15 protein-coding genes are annotated in these 19,698 nt (G+C 60.1%); 6 read left to right on the forward strand and 9 right to left on the reverse strand.

The window, feature by feature from the left end; all coding sequences use genetic code 11:
* Position 1: 1 nt before the first annotated feature.
* From galE to RBB49_RS19390, 3 genes are all read right to left on the reverse strand, one after another.
* On the reverse strand, positions 2-985 hold the full coding sequence (gene galE, locus RBB49_RS19380; protein WP_306144534.1) for a UDP-glucose 4-epimerase GalE: 984 nt from the start codon (positions 983-985) through the stop codon (positions 2-4).
* Complete coding sequence (locus tag RBB49_RS19385) at positions 982-2,031, reverse strand: UDP-glucuronic acid decarboxylase family protein (protein ID WP_306144535.1); 1,050 nt, start codon at positions 2,029-2,031, stop codon at positions 982-984. The genes galE and RBB49_RS19385 overlap by 4 nt, the downstream gene beginning before the upstream one ends.
* A gap of 691 nt (positions 2,032-2,722) precedes the next feature.
* Positions 2,723-3,064 (reverse strand): hypothetical protein, encoded by a 342-nt coding sequence (locus tag RBB49_RS19390; protein WP_306144536.1) that lies wholly within the window; start codon positions 3,062-3,064, stop codon positions 2,723-2,725.
* Positions 3,065-3,310: 246 nt separating this feature from the next.
* Between RBB49_RS19390 and RBB49_RS19395 the strand changes: the two genes are divergently transcribed.
* The 4 genes from RBB49_RS19395 to RBB49_RS19410 all read left to right on the forward strand — a co-directional run bounded on the left by RBB49_RS19395 (position 3,311) and on the right by RBB49_RS19410 (position 8,273).
* The gene (locus RBB49_RS19395; protein WP_306144674.1) at positions 3,311-4,804 is read left to right on the forward strand and encodes a YcjX family protein; all 1,494 of its coding nucleotides are present in this window, start codon (positions 3,311-3,313) and stop codon (positions 4,802-4,804) included.
* Positions 4,801-5,853, forward strand: coding sequence for a YcjF family protein (locus RBB49_RS19400; RefSeq protein WP_306144537.1), 1,053 nt, complete (start codon positions 4,801-4,803; stop codon positions 5,851-5,853). Before RBB49_RS19395 ends, RBB49_RS19400 begins: the two co-directional genes overlap by 4 nt.
* An 82-nt stretch (positions 5,854-5,935) precedes the next feature.
* The gene (locus tag RBB49_RS19405; RefSeq protein WP_306144538.1) at positions 5,936-7,111 is read left to right on the forward strand and encodes a VWA domain-containing protein; all 1,176 of its coding nucleotides are present in this window, start codon (positions 5,936-5,938) and stop codon (positions 7,109-7,111) included.
* A 22-nt stretch (positions 7,112-7,133) separates the two neighbouring features.
* Complete coding sequence (locus RBB49_RS19410) at positions 7,134-8,273, forward strand: hypothetical protein (RefSeq protein ID WP_306144539.1); 1,140 nt, start codon at positions 7,134-7,136, stop codon at positions 8,271-8,273.
* A gap of 13 nt (positions 8,274-8,286) precedes the next feature.
* Here RBB49_RS19410 and RBB49_RS19415 read toward each other — a convergent pair whose 3' ends face one another.
* Both RBB49_RS19415 and RBB49_RS19420 read right to left on the reverse strand, forming a co-directional pair.
* Entirely contained in the window at positions 8,287-8,712 is a 426-nt protein-coding gene (locus RBB49_RS19415) for a universal stress protein (RefSeq protein WP_306144540.1), read from the reverse strand.
* Positions 8,713-8,778: 66 nt separating this feature from the next.
* The gene (locus RBB49_RS19420; protein ID WP_306144541.1) at positions 8,779-9,567 is read right to left on the reverse strand and encodes a helix-turn-helix domain-containing protein; all 789 of its coding nucleotides are present in this window, start codon (positions 9,565-9,567) and stop codon (positions 8,779-8,781) included.
* A 163-nt stretch (positions 9,568-9,730) separates the two neighbouring features.
* On the opposite strand from RBB49_RS19420, the gene RBB49_RS19425 reads away from it, so the two are divergent.
* Entirely contained in the window at positions 9,731-10,957 is a 1,227-nt protein-coding gene (locus RBB49_RS19425; protein ID WP_306144542.1) for an MFS transporter, read from the forward strand.
* 67 nt (positions 10,958-11,024) lie between these two features.
* Here the strand turns inward: RBB49_RS19425 and RBB49_RS19430 are convergent, their stop codons facing one another.
* From RBB49_RS19430 to RBB49_RS19440, 3 genes are all read right to left on the reverse strand, one after another.
* Complete coding sequence (locus RBB49_RS19430) at positions 11,025-11,345, reverse strand: 2Fe-2S iron-sulfur cluster-binding protein (protein ID WP_306144543.1); 321 nt, start codon at positions 11,343-11,345, stop codon at positions 11,025-11,027.
* Positions 11,346-11,462: 117 nt separating this feature from the next.
* Positions 11,463-11,825, reverse strand: a complete 363-nt coding sequence (locus RBB49_RS19435; RefSeq protein ID WP_306144544.1) for an Hpt domain-containing protein — start codon at positions 11,823-11,825, stop codon at positions 11,463-11,465.
* Between the two features lie 252 nt (positions 11,826-12,077).
* The gene (locus RBB49_RS19440) at positions 12,078-12,392 is read right to left on the reverse strand and encodes a hypothetical protein (RefSeq protein WP_306144545.1); all 315 of its coding nucleotides are present in this window, start codon (positions 12,390-12,392) and stop codon (positions 12,078-12,080) included.
* 277 nt (positions 12,393-12,669) lie between these two features.
* Here RBB49_RS19440 and RBB49_RS19445 point away from each other — a divergent pair, with 277 nt between their 5' ends.
* Positions 12,670-18,954 (forward strand): antitoxin, encoded by a 6,285-nt coding sequence (locus RBB49_RS19445; RefSeq protein ID WP_306144546.1) that lies wholly within the window; start codon positions 12,670-12,672, stop codon positions 18,952-18,954.
* Between the two features lie 75 nt (positions 18,955-19,029).
* On the opposite strand, the gene RBB49_RS19450 is transcribed toward RBB49_RS19445, so the two are convergent.
* Complete coding sequence (locus tag RBB49_RS19450) at positions 19,030-19,554, reverse strand: MarR family winged helix-turn-helix transcriptional regulator (RefSeq protein ID WP_306144547.1); 525 nt, start codon at positions 19,552-19,554, stop codon at positions 19,030-19,032.
* Positions 19,555-19,698: the final 144 nt, after the last annotated feature.

The raw sequence follows: 19,698 nt of genomic DNA on the forward strand, positions 1-19,698 counted from the left end.
GTCACCGTGTCTCCAGACCGAAGAAGGGAGCAGCCGTTCGCACGATTGTATCGATGTCCGAATAACGTGCCTTGAAGCCGATTTCGGACTGCGCCCTTTGGGGGTTGGCGTAAAGAACGGGAGGATCGCCGGGCCGCTTGTCCTGGTAATTGACCGGAACGGGCTTCGCCGTTATCCGCTCCACGCTGTTGATGATGGCGCGCACCGAAAGGCAGTTTCCCGAACCGATATTGTAGGCCGCGCTCTCCCCGTCCGTATCGAGACGGCGATAGGCAAGCACGTGGGCTTCTGCGAGATCCTGAACGTGGACATAGTCGCGCAGACAGGTCCCGTCCTCGGTGTCGTAGTTGTCGCCATAAACGTCAAGATGCGTCAATCGGCCGGCGGCCGCCATCATGGCGCGGGGGATCAGGTGCGTTTCCGGATCGTGCCACTCCCCCAGTTCGCCTTCCGGATCCGCGCCGCAGGCGTTGAAGTAGCGCAGAATGACGTATTTCAGGCCGTAAGCCCGCGCATAGTCGCGGATCATGTGCTCGGCCATGAGCTTTGTCTTGCCGTAGGGATTGATCGGCTGCTGCTCGCTGTCTTCGCTGATCGGCAGCTGGCGCGGTATTCCATACGTCGCGCAGCTGCTGGAAAAGATCAGCCGGTCCACGCCCACCGACGTACAGGCATCCAAAACGGACAACGTTCCGCGGACGTTGTTGTCATAATAGGCCGCCGGATCGACAACGGATTCCCCGACATAGGCCGAAGCCGCGAAATGGATCACCGCCTCGATGCCGAAAAGGCTGAGCGTATTCTGAAGAAGAACCGTGTCGCGTATGTCGCCTTCCACAAACGGCCCCCACCGCACCGACGCGAGGTTTCCGGTGCTCAGATTGTCGAATGTGACGGGTTCCCAGCCACTCGACGCCAGCAGTTTGCACGTATGGCTGCCGATATAGCCGGCGCCGCCCGTGACCAGTATGCGCCTGCGCATCATTCCGCCGCCTCTGCCAAGAGCGTCTCGCTCCGGCTCCGCAACAGATCGTCAAAATGGGCAATCGTCAGATCCAGTCCCTGATCGAGGCTCGTTTCCGGCATCCACCCCAGGCATTGCCGGGCTTCGCTGATGTCGGGTTTTCTTTGCTGCGGGTCATCGACGGGTTTGTCGAGGAAGACAAGCTTCGAGCGCGAACCGGTCTTGGCGATGACCCTCTCTGCCAGTTCAAGAACGGTGAATTCTCCGGGATTGCCCAGATTGATCGGACCAAGGGCATTTTCCGGAGTTTGCATGTGGCGCCGGAAACCTTCGATCAGATCATCGACATAACAGAACGAGCGCGTCTGCCTGCCGCTGCCATAGATCGTGATGTCTTCGCCTCGCAGCGCCTGAACAATAAAGTTCGAAACGACACGGCCGTCGTCAGGCCGCATGTTCGGGCCGTAAGTGTTGAAGATCCGCACGACCTTGATCGGCACCGACCGGGTTCTGGCATAATCGAAGAACAGTGTTTCCGCGGCGCGCTTGCCTTCGTCGTAGCAGGCGCGCGGGCCTGTCGGATTGACGTTGCCGCAATAGCTCTCCGGCTGCGGGTGCACCAGCGGATCGCCGTAGACTTCCGACGTGGATGCCTGGAAGGCCGTTGCGCCGGTTCGTTCGGCAAGATCAAGAACATTTATTGCGCCGATGACATTGGTCTTCATCGTCCGGACGGGATCGAGCTGATAATGCGGCGGCGATGCCGGGCAGGCAAGATTGTAGATCTCGTCAAGGCGCTCATTGACGACCGCCAGAGGGGTTTCGATGTCCTGAACGACGAGGTTGAAATTCTGGTAATCCGTCAGATCCGCCACATTCTCGAACCGGCCCGTTGAGAAATTGTCGAGGCAGATGACCCTGTAGCCCTCGCCGAGCAGCCGTCTGCAAAGATGCGATCCCAGGAAACCGGCACCGCCTGTCACAAGGGCTGTTCTTGCGGGCCTGAACCGGGCTGCGGGGATCTGTAGCCGCTGGTCTTTTCCGTTTGTCGCACCGTCGGTCTTCATTGCATTCCTCCGAAATCGGCCGCAGCCGGCGATCAGGCAAGCCGCGAGGGTTCCCCGGCGCGCCCTTGACCGGGCTCCCGGGGGACATTTGCCAAAGCGAAACACCGGTTTTGCGGTTCCTGATGGCGTCGAGTGTTCGCAGGAGTGATCCGCCCTCTGCCATTCGGGGCTCAGCTGTCACCGGGCAGAAACAGGACATTCGCCTATACAGCGAATGATTGCATCACGCAGGCTTCACATCTTATCAATGCAAAAGGTGGCGCTGCCTCGGATACAGTTCAATAAAATCGCAGCGATATTAAATATTCTTAATTCGGCAGTAAGATTAAAGTAATCGTACCTGCCGCCATAACAAGTTTGACACATAGAAATATTGAAACGCTGCCGGTATCCACTCCTGTCCGGTTTAAACCGAAATGGATCTCGTGAGGCGATCACCCATCAATGATTTTGTCATTCCGGCTGAAGCGTAGCGGAAGGCCGGACCCTGGTAACCACGAGTTTCGCCTTCATTTTTAGGCTCCGGCCACAAGGGATACTGGTTCCCCGTCTTGCCGCCTGCGCGGCAAACCGGGACGACAAATCCGGGAGACAGTCCTAAATCCCGGCTCGACGCGGGACGAAACTATGTCACCTTTCTTAGCAGCATAAGGTCGAAAGTGTTTTCTAAACCAGGCAGCAGTGGCCGGTATCAGCCTTTGCCGGATCGTGCGCGGCATCTGGACTTCTGCCCGAAGCCGCTGGCGGTGCAAATCCAGGGCGCATCGCCGTGATCGGCCGACACGGCCGACTTGACCTTGTCGGCGGGTGACGTTGCTTTTGCGATCACAATTGGAAGGAAACCCGATTTGGCCGCAGGCACTGCCGTACCGGTTACGGGCACCGGTGGCACCGATCCATCCACCGACACCTGCGTGTCTTGCGGAATGCTTGCAAAATTGCATGAGGCGACAATCGCCGCAGCCGCCAGCGCGGGAACAAGATACGTGGGAAACGCCCGCCTGAAGGAAGTGCCTTTTCGCGGATTTGTCATGTCGTTCCCCTGCCGTTTGGCGTGCGGCCTGTTCGCACCACATCGCATTCGATGTTCACCTCTCCCAAGGTCAAACACAAGTTAACAGTCAAACGGGACACGCTTAACAACAGGTAAACAAACGGGGGCGACGTGTTTCCGATGTCTGCCGGATCACGGTTTCCGGTCGATCCAGAAGTCCCGTCCCTTCCCTGCCCAATTGCACTCTTCCTGCCGCTCGCCTACATGAACGCCCTGGAGGTGCTTGTGAACACACTGACTTCGCTCACGGAAGAAACACGGCTGACGCTTGCAAACCTGGCCGATGCCGCGACCGGCCTGACCGTGCCGAGCCTCAGGCTGGGCGTGACGGGTCTTGCCCGGTCCGGGAAGACCGTTTTCCTGACGGCGCTGGTGCATAATCTCGTTCACGGCGGCCGCCTCCCGCTCTTCAGCGCCTCGGCCGGGCGCAGGATGACGTCAGCGTACCTGCAGCCCCAGCCGGACGACGCTGTGCCCCGCTTCGACTACGAAGCCCACGTCAATGCACTCGTCAATGAGCGGATCTGGCCGGACCCGACACGGCAGGTGTCCGAACTGCGCCTGACAATCGACTATGAAAGCGCGTCCTTCCTCTACCGGAAACTCGGACCCGGCCGACTGCATGTGGACCTGATCGACTATCCCGGCGAGTGGCTTCTCGACCTGCCCCTTCTGGGCAAGGACTTCGCGGCATTTTCTGCCGAGGCTCTGATGCGCGCGCGTGCAGAAAACCGGTCAGGTATTGCAGCACCGTTCCTGAATGCCGTGGCTGGTGCCGATCCGGGCGGTGAAGACAAAGAGCAGGCTGCGCAGGAGCTTGCCTCGCATTTCAAGACCTATCTCGCCGCATGCCGGGCGGACGCCCATGCCCTGTCGATGCTGCCGCCCGGCCGGTTCCTGATGCCGGGCGACCTGGACGGCTCTCCGGCCCTGACCTTCGCGCCGCTTGATATTCCCGCCGACGCAGGCCCCGCACGTTCCGGCACGCTGCGCGCGATGATGGAACGGCGATATGAATCCTACAAGAACCACGTTGTGCGGCCGTTCTTCCGTGATCATTTTGCGCGGCTCGACCGCCAGATCGTGCTGGTTGACGTGCTGCATGCGCTGAATGCCGGACCGCACGCGATTGCCGATCTGGAAGTGGCGCTGAGCGAAGTGCTCGGTGCCTTCAGGCCCGGCCGTCGCAGCTGGCTCTCCTCCATTCTCGCACGGCGCATCGACCGGATCCTGTTTGCAGCGACCAAGGCGGATCATTTGCACAGCGCGGATCACGACCGGCTGGAAGCGATCCTGAAACGGCTTGTCACCCGCGCCGAGGAACGCGCCCGCTTCAAGGGCGCCGAAGTGGATGTCCTTGCCATGGCCGCCGTGCGTGCCACCCGCGAGGCCACCGTAAAGCACCGCGGAGAGGAACTGCCCGCGATCCTGGGCACACCCCTGCCGGGCGAGCGCATGAACGGCGACAGCTATGACGGCAACACCGAAATCGCCATGTTTCCCGGTGACTTGCCGCAGAACCCTGAATCACTTTTTCGAAAAGATGAATCTGTTTCTGAAGCAACCGGCCCCAAGATCCGGAAAGGAAAGTCGAACCTTCAGTTCCTGCGCTTCCGGCCACCGAAACTCGACACGACCGCGGAAGGCCTGACGCTGTCGCTGCCCCATATCCGCCTGGACCGGGCCCTTGAATTCCTGATTGGAGATCGTCTCGCATGAGCGGATCTGAGCCGACAAAGTCGCGGAAACCCACCGCCTTCCGCCTGGACGACAGCAAGGTGCACCTGTCGGACGACGACCTGAGGGTGCCCGCCGCGGACGAGGCCATCATCGCCCGCTCCGCGATCGAGGAAGAAGACATCAGGCTGCCGCGCGATGCCAGCGATCCGAAACCCGGGTTCGGTTTCGGCAAGTGGCTCATGATCGGCCTGACCGGACTCGTGTCGCTTGCCGCAGGCCTTGCGGTCGACAGCCTGATCCGTGATCTCTTTGCGCGCACCGACTGGCTCGGCTGGCTGGGTGTCGGTCTTGCCGCTGTCGCTGCCCTTGGCCTGCTCGGGCTTGTGATGCGCGAACTGGCCGGCCTCATGCGCCTCGGCAAAATCGATGACTTGCGCGAGAACCTGCAGATCGCCGCAGAGGAAGACGATGCCAGGCGCGCCACTGCCGGGCTGAAAGAGCTTCTGGATCTCTACAGGGACCGCCCGGCAACCGCCCAGGGCCGCAAGGCGCTTGCCGGGCACATGCGGGAAGTGATTGACGGGCGCGATCTCGTCAAGCTTGCCGAGCGGGATCTGCTGTCTCCGCTCGATCAGGAAGCCCGCAAGATCGTCATGAACAGCGCCAAGCGGGTGTCCGTGATCACAGCCGTCAGCCCGCGTGCCCTGGTCGACCTTCTTGTTGTCCTGTTCGAAAACCTGAGGATCATCCGCCGCCTCTCGGCGCTTTACGGTGGAAGGCCCGGAACGCTTGGTTTTCTGCGGCTTGCAAAACACGTGCTGGCGCACCTGGCGGTGACCGGCGGCATGGCGGCCGGTGACAGCCTTGCGTCTGAACTTCTCGGACACGGACTGGCAGCGCGCCTGTCGGCCCGGCTTGGTGAGGGTGTGATCAACGGTCTCCTGACGGCGCGGATCGGCATTGCAGCAATTTCCGTCTGCCGGCCGGCTCCTTTCGTCGACAGCAGCGGCCCGAACGTCAAGGACTTCATGGGTGAATTGATTGCCTCGTCCGAAAAGGCCGAGAAGGAAGCCGGGGAAACAAAGTGACGGAGGCTGGGCCGAACCCGTGATCCCGTTTCGCCGCGAATCCACCCTCGACACAGCCACGATCGCTCACTAGTTTCATGTGATGTTCATCAACTTCTTCTCCGAGCTGAAATCCGCCGGAATACCGGTTTCGCTGCGCGAATACCTGACGCTCATGGACGCGCTGGACAAGGATCTCGCGGAACGCAGCGTCGAGGATTTCTATTACCTCGCCCGGCTGACGCTGGTGAAGGACGAGAGCAATCTCGACAAATTCGACCGGGTGTTCGCTCACGTCTTCAAGGGCCTCGACCTGATGAGCGACGTTCCGGTCACCGACCTTCCCGAGGAATGGCTTCGAAAGCTGGCCGAAAAGCATCTGAGCGAAGAAGAAAAGGCCCAGATCGAAGCGCTCGGCGGCTTTGAGAAGCTTATGGAAACGTTGCGCGAACGCCTCAAGGAGCAGGAAAAGCGCCACCAGGGCGGCAACAAGTGGATCGGCACCGCGGGAACGTCCCCTTTCGGCGCCTACGGCTACAATCCCGAAGGCGTGCGTATCGGCCAGAAGGAAAGCCGCCATCGGCGTGCCGTCAAGGTCTGGGACAAGCGGGATTTCAAGGACCTGGACGACACCCAGCTTCTGGGGACGCGGAATATTCAGGTTGCGCTCAAACGGCTCAGAAACTTTGCCCGCACGGGCGCCGCCGAGGAGCTCGACCTCGACGATACGATCCGCTCGACCGCGCACAAGGGTCTGCTCGACATCAAGATGCGGCCGGAACGGCACAACGCGGTCAAGGTGCTGCTCTTCTTCGACATCGGCGGATCGATGGACGATCATATTCGGGTGTGCGAAGAGATGTTTTCGGCCGCAAGGTCCGAATTCAAGGTGATGGAGCATTTCTACTTCCATAACTGCCTTTACGAATACGTCTGGAAGGAAAACCGGCGGCGGTACACCGAACGCATGGATACGATGGATGTGCTCCATAAATACCCATCGGACTACAAGATCATCTTCGTCGGCGATGCATCCATGAGCCCTTATGAAATTGCCTATGCAGGCGGGTCGGTGGAACACTGGAACGAGGAGGCCGGGACAGTCTGGATGCAGCGCGTCACCAATCTCTACAAAAGTGCCGTCTGGCTCAATCCGGTGCGCGAGGAACACTGGCACTACACCCATTCGATAAAGATGCTGAATGAGCTGATGGAAGGCCGCATGTATCCGATGACGGTCGAAGGTCTGACCGAGGCGATGAAGGAACTGGCGCGATGATGGTCTTTTCAGGGCACGGCAAATGAGCGGGGAAAACGCCGGCGGCACCTCACCGGACACCGCTCGGATCGACCCGGACAGCCACGCGACGACGACGGGCATGACCGGGCACGGCTACTACGATGCCAATTCCCGAACCCAGTGGAACGCCATTGAGGCGGTCCTGCCGTTGCTCGACCATGCGGCAGCAACGTTTCCTCTTCAGGGCGACGGCGTGATCACCTTCGCCGATTATGGCTGTTCGGAAGGACGCAATTCGGTTGCCGTGATGGAACGAGCGCTTCGGACGGCCTTGCCGCGCACACCGCTGCCGGTGCAAACGGTCCACTCCGATTTGCCGACAAATGACTTTGGAACGCTGTTCCAGAACCTTCGCCCGCACGGCCAGTCCGTCTTCGGCAGCGGCCGGGTGTTTTCGTCAGCCGTTGGCGGGTCCATGTACGATCAACTGCGGCCGGACCGAAGCGTTCATCTGGCAACGACGTTCAACGCCATCGGGTTTCTTTCCCGACGCCCCGTGGAAACGCTGCCCGGTTACATCCAGCCGAACGGGCCAAGCGCCATCAGGGGCAATGGCTTTGTCTCGGAAGAAGAAACGGCCACATTCAGGGCTCAGGCCAGGCGCGACGTCGAGGCGTTCCTGAAAGTCAGGGCTCGGGAACTGGTTCCGGGCGGCCAGCTGCTGGTGCAGGTTTTCGGTGCCACCGACGAGGCAAAGACCTGCGACGGAATTTACGACCTCCTGAACGATGCCGTTCTTGGCTTTGTCGAAACCGGCGAGATCGATCGGGAAACCTACGACCGTTACTACCAGCCGGTCTATATGCGGCGGCTGGAGGAACTGACCGGACCCGCGCTCGATCCGGGCTCCGAAACGGCGGATCTTTTCGAGGTGAACCAAGCAAGGGATTACGAAATCACCGTCCCCTTCGTCGAGCAGTACAAGGAGGACGGCGATCTTGATGCTTATGCGACAGCCTATGTCCACTTTTTCCGGGCATTCACCGAAGCGGTGTTGACGAATGCCCTGCCCGACACGCCCGAAAGGGGCGGACTGGTCGACCGGGTTTACGACCGGGCGGATGAGATCCTGAGAGCGGCGCCTGATCTCTACCCGTTCCGTTATCTGGCAGTCGCCATGCTGTTGACCCGCAAGCCCTGAAACCGGAACCCCGTCAGCCGCGCAGGACCATGACCGAACAAGGTGCGTGCCGGACGATATGGGCGGCGTTGGACCCGATGAAATAGGTGCTGAGGCCCGGCTTGTGCGAACTCATCAGAACCAGGTCGCAACCTGCTTGTTCGGCTTCATCTATGACTTCGTGATAGACGCTGCCCATGCGCACGACGCTGTCGACCACCCCGTCCGGAAGGTTGAGATCCGCACCGATCTTGTCCAGGATGACGGCGGTTTCGCTCGTCGCCCGCTTCTGCCAGCCCTCGGGCAATTGGCTGGCGACAAAGCTCTGCACTTCCGGGCAAACGGCCATCAGGTGGACCTTGGCTCCGTAGTCGCGAGCCATCTGCGCTGCTTTCGAAAGCGCGTCTTTTGCAAAACCCGGTTCAGCGGGATCGACGGGAACGAGGATTTTCTCAAACATGGCGTTTTCTCCAAGACTGTTTGAACCGAGTCTTGGGTCTTCCGCCTTTCAGCGCCATGAGGCAGATCAATCGGTCTCGACAGACGCGAAATATCGCCCCGGCGTGACGCCGAATGCCTTTTTGAACGTGGCAACAAACGCGCTTGGCCCCTCATAGCCAAGCTTGTGCGAGACATCGGAAACCGTGCGCCCGGAAGCCAGAAGCTCAAGCGCCCGGAACAGTTTCACCTGCCGGCACCACGTCCTGAAACTGAGCCCGGTCTCGGCTTTCATGCGCCGTTCAAAGGACCGCACCGAGACCGTGCACCGCCGCGCGGCCTCCTCAAGCGAGGGAATGTGGGCGGGACATCTGACAATGGCCTCACAAAGCGTTCTGAGCCTGCTGTCCTGCGGCATCGGCAGCTGCAACGGGGCAGCCGGAAGCATCTTGAGCTGGTCGAGAATGACGGCTGCGATGCGTGCCGCCGGTCCCTCCTCCGTCTCAGAACGCGGGTAGGACATGAACTCAAGGATCAGCGCGCGCAAAAGGTTGGTGACCTGGATCACCTGCGGCGTTTGCGGAAGGTCGCGGGCATGATCGATCTGGACGTAAACATATCTGATATCGGTATCCGTCAGATAGCGGGTCTGGTGCGCGACGCGCGGCGGCAGCCAAACGGCCCTTTCGGGTGGGGCGAAGAAAGTGCCGTGCTCGGTTTCGATTGCCAGCGAACCCTTCACGACATGAAAAAGCTGCGCGGCGTCATGAGCATGCCACTCGTTCAGTGCACCGCGCGGCTGCGCCTTCGCGTAGCCGATAAGCGGTGCAGCGACCTCGTGCGTCGGAAACTCGGATAACTCGGGATGAATGGACATGCGTCAGCCCCTGAAAAAGACGGTCAATTCCCGACCGGACAGGAAAATTTTGGCAACTGGGAGATATATCATGACAAAACAGCGCTAACACGCAAGTCCAAATCGGGACTAGAAGCTTTCTGGACGGCGCTGTCGATAGACGTCCTGATCTAACGGAAGCGGAATGACCTACTTTACACAAAGCGCAGACACACACGAAGTAACCGGCTGGCGGTCTCCGGCAGTCCTCCTGATGATCATGGCAGGCGCCATGCAGCTGTCCTTCGCTGCCTGGTGGAACCTCATGAACAATTTTGCGGTTCAGGAACTCGACTTTTCTGGCCGGGAGATCGGCATCCAGCAATCGATCCGCGAAATCCCGGGATTCCTGAGTTTTCTGGCGGTTTACCTGCTGCTCCTGATGCGCGAGCAGACCCTCGCCTATGTATCGCTTTTGCTTCTGGGCGTCGGCGTTGCGATCACCGGCTACTTTCCGACTGCACTCGGCTTCTATGTCACCACGCTGATCATGTCGATCGGCTTTCACTATTATGAGACCATGGCCCAGTCGCTGTCGCTTCAGTGGCTGCCTAAGGCAACGGCGGCAGCCAGCATGGGCAAGATCATTGCCGTTGGCGCGTTCGCCCAGCTGATCGCCTACGGTCTCATTTTCGTCGCCTGGAAGACATTCGACCTTTCCTTCACCTTCGTCTTCGCGATAGCCGGTGGCCTGACACTGGTCGTTCTCGCGTTTCTGATGATGGCTTACCCCCACTTCAAGGAAGGCGTGCCGCAGCACAAGAAGCTGATCCTGCGCAAACGCTACTGGCTCTACTACGCGCTCACCTTCATGGGTGGTGCGCGCCGCCAGATCTTCATGGTATTCGCAGGCTTCCTGATGGTTGAACGCTTCGGCTATGACGTTCATGAAATCGCCGGTCTGTTCCTGATCAACGGCGTCTTCAGCATGATCCTGGCACCGAAAATCGGTCACCTGATCGTCCGGTTCGGGGAACGCAAGGCGCTCATTCTGGAGTATATCGGCCTGATCGGCGTCTTCGTCGCCTATGCCTTTGTCTCAAGTCCCTGGGTCGCGGCCAGCCTCTACGTGATCGATCACGCCTTCTTTGCGGTGGCGATCGCGATGAAGACCTATTTCCAGAAGATCGCCGATCCGAAGGACATCGCACCGACGGCAGGCGTCGCTTTCACGATCAACCATATCGCGGCGGTGTTCATTCCCGTCCTGTTCGGCTTCGTCTGGCTCATTTCCCCGGCGGCCGTGTTCCTGGCAGGCGCCGCCATGGCCGCCGTCAGTCTTGTGCTCGCCTCACTCATCCCGGGCAATCCCGAGGAAGGCCGCGAGGTTGACTTCTGGTTCCGAAAACCGGCAGCACAGGCAGCCGAATAGCGGAAATCCAAATGAAAAAGCCCGCCATCGTCCGGCGGGCTTTCCCTTTAAGGCAAAGGCTTCAGCGTTACGCCTGGCGTTCCGGCACGTGCACAACGAGACCGTCCAGTTCCGAGGTCACCTTGATCTGGCACGACAGACGCGACGACGGTTTCACGTCATAGGCGAAATCGAGCATGTCTTCTTCCATCGGTTCGGCGGATCCGGTTTTGTCTGTCCAGGCGTCATCGACATACACATGACATGTCGCGCAGGCGCAGGCACCGCCGCATTCGGCTTCAATACCCTGAACCATGTTCTTGATGGCGTTTTCCATCACCGTCGTGCCTTCGGCGGCATCGATTTCGGTCTGGTTTCCATCAGAGTTGATAAAAGTAATTTTCGGCATCAGTCGCGTCCAAGCCTCGAATTGCAGGTTTCAGCTGAACCGACATAAAGCTTCCAACGCAAAGGTCAAGGACGATGACGTATTCCGGATGCAAACAGGCCGAAAACCTTTGAGGGATCAGCCCGCGAGCAGATCCCTGATATACGTGTTGGCCTCGTCGACCGCGGCAACCAGCCCTTCGGTCGCGGACCCGGGTGCCTGTTTCATGCGGCCCTCAAGATTCTCGCAAACCTCGGCGACACGGCCGGCGCCGATCGCCCGCGCGGATCCTTTCAGCGTGTGTACCAGATCCAGCCGCACGCTCATGTCGGTCTCGTTTGCAAGACGTTCGAGCGTTGAAGAAGACTGTGATTTGAACAGGTGAAGGACCTGAACTTCAAGATCCCGGTTCCCCAGGGTGTTTGTTGCCAGTTGTACAAGGTCGATCGGCGCTTCGGGACCGCAGCGGCCGCTGACACGGGCCATCGATGAAGGGGCCATTGTCGGGCTCCAAGTTACTCATTACACACCACACGGCACCTCGCCGGCGGCTTGGACTGCTCAAAAGTGTGCTCTCAAGACCCAAACACCCGGTTAAATGCGGCTGACAAACACCCGACTCGGCCCAATGTCCCCAAAAAACTGAAAGTTTGGTTAACGGAGCAATTTCCGCGGGCGAAGCTGGCTGGAAAAAAAACGTTGCCTTTCCGCCGTTTGTCAAAACCGAAGCCGGTCGAACGAGGCAAACAGCCGTTAACTTTTTTTGCGAATTCGACTTGAACTGAGAACCTCGAATGCGTCGGGCGTGAGCCGGCAAACCAGCCAGTTGGGCTTGATTGGGTTGGAAAACCAAGGCTCTGCCCAACCTGCATCAATGCACGCTCTGATCGTTCGTGCCGGAATTTCACGTCCGTTTTCGTCGAACAGAGGCAATTTTCCACCCGGTTGTTCAAGTCCCCTTTTCAACCATCGCTTTTGAACGGCAGTCAGGTTTCCGAGTTTCAGTGCGCCCGGAGCGGACGCCGAAGCTCCCTCCTCCACCACGCCTTCTTTCTTCGATTTCGGCATCGAAACCGCCCCCTAAGTGATTCACGCCATTACAGTTTCTTGTTCGATGGGAGAGATTGTGCCATTACAGTTGGTGATGCGGCAAGATAGGAGCAGACCGTCTGGTGTATAATGGCGGTAGGTCAGCGGCGGCCCTCCTTAGAAAAAGCAGTTTTGCGCTGGTGTATGTCCAATGGCAGACGCGAAATGACGCATCAGATAGACTAGGGAACGGTCGCTTGTGGCGACTGGCGAGTTTTCCCGGCGTGTAATGAGTACGGACGTGAGGCGACCATAAATGGCAAATCCGACAAAGGCCAAGGATCCTGCGGAAGCGGCCCTGTCAGCAGTTGAAGAAGCCCTGAAGCTTGACTTTGGCGGCCCTGACGCGACCTTCAATTTCGATGAAGGCGCTCCGGAAGCAAGCGCGGCTGTGGAAGCTGAACCCGAGAAAGAGCCCAAACCGCCGGCGTCAAGCGAACCCGCGCGCGAGGAACAGCGTGCGCCGCGCCGGCGCGGTCGCGGTGGACGTCCGCCCGCAGCCAACGACGATCGCCGCAATATCGGCAACCTGATCTACGCCCTGCAGCGCCGCCCCTCTTCGGCCCCGTTCTGGGGTGCCCTGGCCTTGAGCGCGGTCTGGGCTGCGCTCGGCGGCAGCCTTTTCTTCTCCACCTTTTCCGATCAGGTCTCGACACTCGACACGCAGGCCCTGCTGTCTTCTCCTGAAATCATCCTCGCCGCCGTCGGGATCCTTGTCCCCATCATCTTCTTCTTCGTGATGGCCATGATGATCTGGCGTGCACAGGAAATGCGTATCGTCGCGCGCGGCATGACCGAGGTTGCCCTGCGCCTTGCCGAGCCGGAAGACATGGCCAAGGAATCCATCCTGAGCGTTGGTCAGGCTATCCGCCGCGAGGTCGCGGCCATGGGTGACGGCATCGAGCGCGCCATTGCCCGTGCAAGCGAGCTCGAAGTGCTTGTGCACAACGAGGTTTCGTCTCTCGAACGCTCCTATAATGATAATGAGCTCAAGATCCGCGCACTGATCGAGGAGCTTGTCAGCCAGCGCGAGTCCATCGTCATCAATGCGGAGCGCGTGCGCGAAACGATCGCCGGTGCCCACGAGAAGTTCTCCTCGCAGCTCTCCGGTACGTCCAACGAGCTTGGCGAGACCGTCGATCAGGCTTCGCAGCGCATGATTGATGCCGTCAACAGCCGGGTCGAGGAACTGACCTCGACAGTCGACAGCCGGATCGAGTCCCTTGGTGCGACCCTCAATGCGTCCGGCAACGAACTTGTCGACAACCTGACGCATCGCGCGGAAGACTATGTGTCCCGCCTGTCCCTCACCGGTCATGAACTGGTCGACAACCTGTCTGAAACCGGCACCACGATGTGGGAAACCCTGTCGGCGCGCGGCAACCAGGTGAACGAGCGCTTCGCGGAAACCGCGAATGCCTTTGTCGAGACGCTGACCGCGCGGGGAACGGAGATCAACGAAACGCTGGCATCCTCCAGCACCTCCGTTGTCTCGACCCTCAGCAGCAAGGCCGACGAGTTCCGCGCAACGCTGGAAAACACCGGCATCACGGTGGGCGACGTCATCACGCAGCGCGGCGAAGAGATCAATGCCAATCTGTCGCTGACTTCCGGCCGCCTGATCGACACGATCACATCGAGAACCGAAGAGCTTGTCTCGACGGTGGATACGCGTGTCACCAATCTCGATGAGTCCCTGGCAGAAACGGGTAACCGCGTTGTGGAAAGCATTTCCGAACGTGGTCAGACCGTGACCGACACGATTTCGATCCGCGGTGCTGAAATCGTCGAGACCCTTTCCGGCCGGTCGACGGAAGTTGCTGAAATCCTTCGCGGAACCGGTGAGAGCATCGTGGTCGACCTGTCCCTGCGCGGTGGTGAAATTGCCGCCAAACTGGACGAGACCGCCGGATCTCTCACCCAGACCATCTCTGTCCGCGGCGGTGAACTTGCCGAGAAGCTGGACAGCATTTCGGAACGCATCTACACGGCGATTTCCATCAATGGAACCGAACTTGACGAGCGCCTGACGGCCCGCAGCAACGAAATGGCGACGATGCTGGAGCAGCAGACCGTCGGCTTCCGGGATACGCTGGAAAGCGTCTCCAGCCAGTTTGCCGCCGGACTGGGACAGCAGACCGGCACGCTGACCCAGACGCTTGCCGAAACCGGAACGCAGCTTGCCGAACTCATCGGCACCCGCGGAGACCGCGTGGCCAATGATATCAACCAGGTCAGCGGTCAGATCGCCGACACCCTCGAAATACGTGGTGGTGCCCTGAATGAAGGCCTCGCCGCGCGCCTGTCCGAGCTTGAAGAGCTTGTGGGTGAGCGCGGCGGACAGCTGATCGACGCCTTCGGCACGAAGACCCTGCTCCTGTCCGAGGCCATGGATTCGCGCCTGTCCACGCTTGATGCAACCTTCGCATCGCGCATCGACACGATGGACGCTTCGCTTGGCAACCGGATTGCGGCGATCGACTCGGCAATCGGAAGCCACGCGGCGACGCTGGATGCCGCTGTCGGCGGTCATGCGGCGACACTCGAGGCCAGCCTGAGCAACCATGCAGCTGCGATCGACACATCTCTGACCGATCGTCTGGCAGCCGTCGAAACTGTGCTCAGCGAGCGCGCGACGACACTCGACACATCCCTCGGCAACCATACCGCGTCGATTGATGCGGCACTTGGAAACCGGCTTGCAGCAATCGACTCCACTCTCACCGAACGCGCCGCGGCAATTGACGCGTCGATTGGTGAACGTGGCAACGCGCTTGATGCGTCGCTTGGTGAGCGGATCGCGGCCCTGGATACGTCGCTCGTCGATCGCATCGCGACAATGGATAGCTCACTCGAGCAGCGTTACAATGCGATTGATGCGACCCTGACAAACCGTATCAGCTCCATGGATACATCTCTTGAGCAGAAACTCTCCTTGATGGACGAGACACTCGAGCAGAAGTTCACGGGCGTGGATGCGACGTTGACGGATCGCATCAGCACCATGGATGCAACGCTCACCGATCGCATCAGCACCATGGATGCGTCTCTGGAGCAGCGCTACAACGCTATCGACGCGACACTTTCCGATCGCATCAGCACGATGGACACGTCGCTCGAACATCGGTTCACGTCGATGGACGCAACGCTCACGGACCGCATCAGCACGCTGGATGCCTCTCTGGAACAGCGGTTTGCCTCGATCGATATGTCCCTGGGAGAAAAAATCTCCTTCATGGACACCACGCTGGAAAGCCGTTTCAACACGATGGATGCCTCTCTCGGTGCCCGCGTGACCACCATGGACGCGGCACTTGAAAACCGCCTGTCTTCCATGGACCGGTCGATCAGCGAACGCATCACGACGATGGACTCGTCCCTCGGCAATCACATCAGCACGCTTGATCTGACGCTCGATCAACGCACGGCGTCCTTCGAGGCAACGCTTGAAGCGCGCACCCAGATCCTGTCCGATGCGATCGAAAACCGGACGACCGGTATCAGCGACGCCCTGGAAGAGAAAACCCGCAACATCACGGACGTTCTCGCGGACCGCTCCGATGCCATCACGCTGCAGCTTGGCCAGCGCATCGAGACCGCGGGCAACACCCTCGCCGAACGCGCGACGGAAATCGGTGACACCCTCTCCGAACGCGTTGACGGCGCTGCTGCGTCCATGGCGGAAAAGGCCGAACTCCTGTCCGCCTCGATGACCAGCGGGACCGACCGCATCGACGAAACGCTCGATGCACGCGCCCGTCAGATTTCCGAAACGCTCATTTCGCGCACCAAGGAAATCGCGAAGGCCTTTGTCGACGGTCAGGACGAAATGACCAATGCCCTCGACAACCGCCTCTCGGAAGCCGGCGATGTCCTTGGCAAGCAGAGCGAGCAGCTCACGGAATCGCTGTCGGAGCGTATCGCCGAAATCAATGTTTCCCTTGGTGCGAAGGTCTTTGAAGTCGCCGAAACGCTTGATAGCCGCGCAACGCAGCTCGAAACGCTTCTCAACGAGCGCCTGGAGAGCATCTCCGGCACGCTTACGGGTGAAAGCGAGCGTGCCCGCGATATCCTGACGGCGGTCATCTCCGAAGCCGGGGCCACCCTGTCGACGGAAAGCACGCGTCTGCGTGACACCGTGCAGGAAGCCGTGACCGCTGCTGCGGCATCGCTCTCCGACGAGCGCACCAAGACCGTTGAAGTTGTCGACACGGCGCTTAACCAGGCGACCGAGAAGTTGGCCGGTGAAAGTGACCGCATGCGCCAGATCGTACTCGGTTCCGTGGGCGAAGCCCGTGGAGTGCTTGTCGGCGAGAGCCAGAAAGCGGCCGATGTCGTCAGCAATGCGATGCATCAGGCGACCGGTGCCATGTCCGGCGAAAGCACCAAGATCCGCGAACTGGTTCTGTCCGCAGTGGCAGACGCAGCCCGCGCCATGGCCGCTGAAAGCGAAAAGGCCAGAACCCTCTATGCCGGAACGCTTGCCGAATTCACCGGATCGCTCTCGGGTGAAAGCGAGAAGATCCGCGGCGATCTTGCCAAGGTTATTGCCGAGATTTCCGGGAACCTCTCCGCCGAAAGCGAGCAGGCCCGTGCAACGCTCACCAAGACGCTGGAAGACATCCGCGGCCAGATGTCGAGCGAAGCCGGCATGGTTCGTGCCCGCGTCAACAGCGCGGTTTCGGAAGCAGCCGAACTTCTCGTCGGACGCGGCAATGATGTCGCCAACGAGCTGATGGAAAAAGCGACATCCCTCAACGAGGCCTTCGGTGAGCGCAGCGGCGAACTCGCGCGCATCGTCGGCACCGATGGCAACGACCTCATCAATGCGATCGAGGCCCGCGCCAACGACCTGACCGGGCGTCTGTCGGAAGTCCACGGCGCCATTCTGGACGCCATCACGGTCAAGGGCCGCGACGTGACCGATACCTTCGCGCATACCGGCCTCGATGCGACCCGTTCGCTAGTCGAGGCGGGCGACCGGATCATCGCGAGCATCAACGATCGCAGCGAACGCGCGACAGCGCTTCTCAGCGACACGAAGCAGCGCCTGGAAGCAGACGTTACGGAGATCCTCAACAAGGTCGAGGAATCCAACACCAACCTTCAGGGCATCGTCACCACCGCAGGCGAAAACCTGACCGAAGTGGAAGGCAACCTCGCCCGCCGGGCCGGAGAATTCCGGTCCGCGGTCGACCGCGCTGTCCAGGAAACCAACCAGACCACGTCGCTCATCAACGAGCAGGTGTCCAACCTTCGCGATGTCACGCAGATCACGCTTGCAGACATCCAGAACCTGACACATCGCTTCGGCGATCAGTCGGAAGAGCTGACACGCGCTGCGCGTCACCTGGAAGACACCAACAAGTCCGTCGAGGGCCGGGTCACCGAACGCCGCACGGCGATCGAGGAAGTGGCCGATACGCTTCTGGCGAAGACGGAAGCTGTCGACACGTTGATGCGGTCTTTCTCGCAGAACCTGTCCGACACGCTCGAGTCGGCCGACGACCAGGCCCGCGAAGCCGCGAACATGCTCGGAGCCGCCGCAGAGGCCGCATCGAAACAGGTCGCGGAACAGTTCGAGTCAATGCGCCTGACGGCGGGCATGGAAGGTCAGAAGGCCCGCGACGCCATTCGTTCGGCTCAGGACGACATCATTTCGGAGATGAGCAAAACGGTCAGCGATGCCTCGGACCGCTTCAACGATGCGGCGGGCCGTATGCGCGATGTCGCCAGGGATGTGCACCGTGAGCTGGAAGCAACGCGCAACGAACTGAAACAGGGCGTTCTCAACCTTCCGGACGAAGCCGAGGAATCGTCCGCGGCCCTGCGCAAGGTCGTGAACGAGCAGATCCGCGCGCTGACGGAGCTGTCGGAGATTGTGGCCAAGCAGTCCAACTCTCTCGACATTTCGCGTCCGCAGGCCCAGGCCGCTGCAGCAAGTGCTCCGGCACCGCAGGCCGCAGCCCCCTCGCCTCAGGGCTATGCGCCTGAACCGCTGGCGCCTCAGCGTCAGGCACCGGCAGCGGATCCGCGTCCTCAACAGCAGCAGCGTCCGGCTGAAATGCGTCGCCAGCAGCCTGCAGAGCCGCAGGGCGGAAACCCCGCCGGCAAGGGCTGGGTTGCCGATCTGCTGCGTCGGGCCTCGCGTGACGAAGATGCAAGTGCCGACACAAGCATGGCACGCACACCGTTGCAGACGGTTGAAAGTCTCAATTCGCTTTCGGTCGACATCGCCCGCGCGATCGACCACGAGACTTTCATCGATCTGTGGAACCGTTACCGCAGCGGCGAGCGGAACGTCTTCACCCGCAGGCTGTACACGCTTCAGGGTCAGCAGACATTCGACGAGATCCGTCAGAAATATACACGCGACCCGGAATTCCGTACCGCCGTGGAAAGATATGTTTCCGACTTCGAGCAACTGCTGGCCCAGGTCTCGCGCAACGACCGTGACAACATGCTCGGCCAGACCTACCTCACGTCGGACACCGGCAAGGTCTACACGATGCTGGCGCACGCCAGCGGCCGGCTCGACTAGGGCTCTGAAAACAAACATGAAAAAGGCGGCCCCTGGCCGCCTTTTTTTGTTCGGGCTGCGAGCGTAAAGACCGCATCAGCCGGTCCCGTCCTGTGCCTCCCCAATGTCCGACAGATTGTCCCGGATACGCTGCGCGATCGCCAGAAAGCCGTAAATGTCGTCTTCGCTCAGACCGCTCAGCATCCTGCGTTCGACAGCCAGCAATTTGGGTCCGAGATCCTCATAAACAGCGCGGCCCTCGTCGCTGAGCTGAAGGAGGAAACTTCTTCCGTCCTCCAGGTGGGTCGAGCGCTTCAGATATCCGCGTTCTTCCATCCGCTTCACGGCGCGGCTCACAACGACCTTGTCCATGCTGGAGCGAGAGACGATCTCGGTCGCCTGGAGACCGGTTTCTGCCGCACCGAGGATCGCCATCGTCCGCCACTCGGCCGGCATCATGCCGTAGTCGCGCTGGTAAACGGCGGACAAGGCATTGGTGACATCGCTGTAGAACACCCTCACCTGATAGGGGAAAAACGCCTGAAGATCGAACACGGGACCGTTTTCAGTCTCCGAATTCTTCATCGGGGTCTTGGTGTGGGCGTTTTCGCGTCGGGTCATGGTGTCTCGGCCGTAATTCTCAGGTCGGTCCATTTTAAGATTGACTTAGTTTCATATGCAACTATTTTCGACCATCAAATGCCGAGTAAAATCCTGGTCGGGGAGTGGCCGGACCTTGGCTGACAAGCAAGTGGGAGGAAAAAC

It is taken from the genome of Roseibium sp. MMSF_3412, assembly GCF_030733265.1.
GTDB lineage: Bacteria > Pseudomonadota > Alphaproteobacteria > Rhizobiales > Stappiaceae > Roseibium.

What these genes read in the sequence shown, in the direction of transcription:
- galE (WP_306144534.1), bottom strand. Translation starts at nt 985, where the DNA reads ATGATGCGCAGGCGCATACTGGTCACGGGCGGCGCCGGCTATATCGGC.
- RBB49_RS19385 (WP_306144535.1), bottom strand. Translation starts at nt 2,031, where the DNA reads ATGAAGACCGACGGTGCGACAAACGGAAAAGACCAGCGGCTACAGATC.
- RBB49_RS19390 (WP_306144536.1), bottom strand. Translation starts at nt 3,064, where the DNA reads ATGACAAATCCGCGAAAAGGCACTTCCTTCAGGCGGGCGTTTCCCACG.
- RBB49_RS19400 (WP_306144537.1), top strand. Translation starts at nt 4,801, where the DNA reads ATGAGCGGATCTGAGCCGACAAAGTCGCGGAAACCCACCGCCTTCCGC.
- RBB49_RS19405 (WP_306144538.1), top strand. Translation starts at nt 5,936, where the DNA reads ATGTTCATCAACTTCTTCTCCGAGCTGAAATCCGCCGGAATACCGGTT.
- RBB49_RS19410 (WP_306144539.1), top strand. Translation starts at nt 7,134, where the DNA reads ATGAGCGGGGAAAACGCCGGCGGCACCTCACCGGACACCGCTCGGATC.
- RBB49_RS19415 (WP_306144540.1), bottom strand. Translation starts at nt 8,712, where the DNA reads ATGTTTGAGAAAATCCTCGTTCCCGTCGATCCCGCTGAACCGGGTTTT.
- RBB49_RS19420 (WP_306144541.1), bottom strand. Translation starts at nt 9,567, where the DNA reads ATGTCCATTCATCCCGAGTTATCCGAGTTTCCGACGCACGAGGTCGCT.
- RBB49_RS19425 (WP_306144542.1), top strand. Translation starts at nt 9,731, where the DNA reads ATGACCTACTTTACACAAAGCGCAGACACACACGAAGTAACCGGCTGG.
- RBB49_RS19430 (WP_306144543.1), bottom strand. Translation starts at nt 11,345, where the DNA reads ATGCCGAAAATTACTTTTATCAACTCTGATGGAAACCAGACCGAAATC.
- RBB49_RS19435 (WP_306144544.1), bottom strand. Translation starts at nt 11,825, where the DNA reads ATGGCCCCTTCATCGATGGCCCGTGTCAGCGGCCGCTGCGGTCCCGAA.
- RBB49_RS19440 (WP_306144545.1), bottom strand. Translation starts at nt 12,392, where the DNA reads ATGCCGAAATCGAAGAAAGAAGGCGTGGTGGAGGAGGGAGCTTCGGCG.
- RBB49_RS19445 (WP_306144546.1), top strand. Translation starts at nt 12,670, where the DNA reads ATGGCAAATCCGACAAAGGCCAAGGATCCTGCGGAAGCGGCCCTGTCA.
- RBB49_RS19450 (WP_306144547.1), bottom strand. Translation starts at nt 19,554, where the DNA reads ATGACCCGACGCGAAAACGCCCACACCAAGACCCCGATGAAGAATTCG.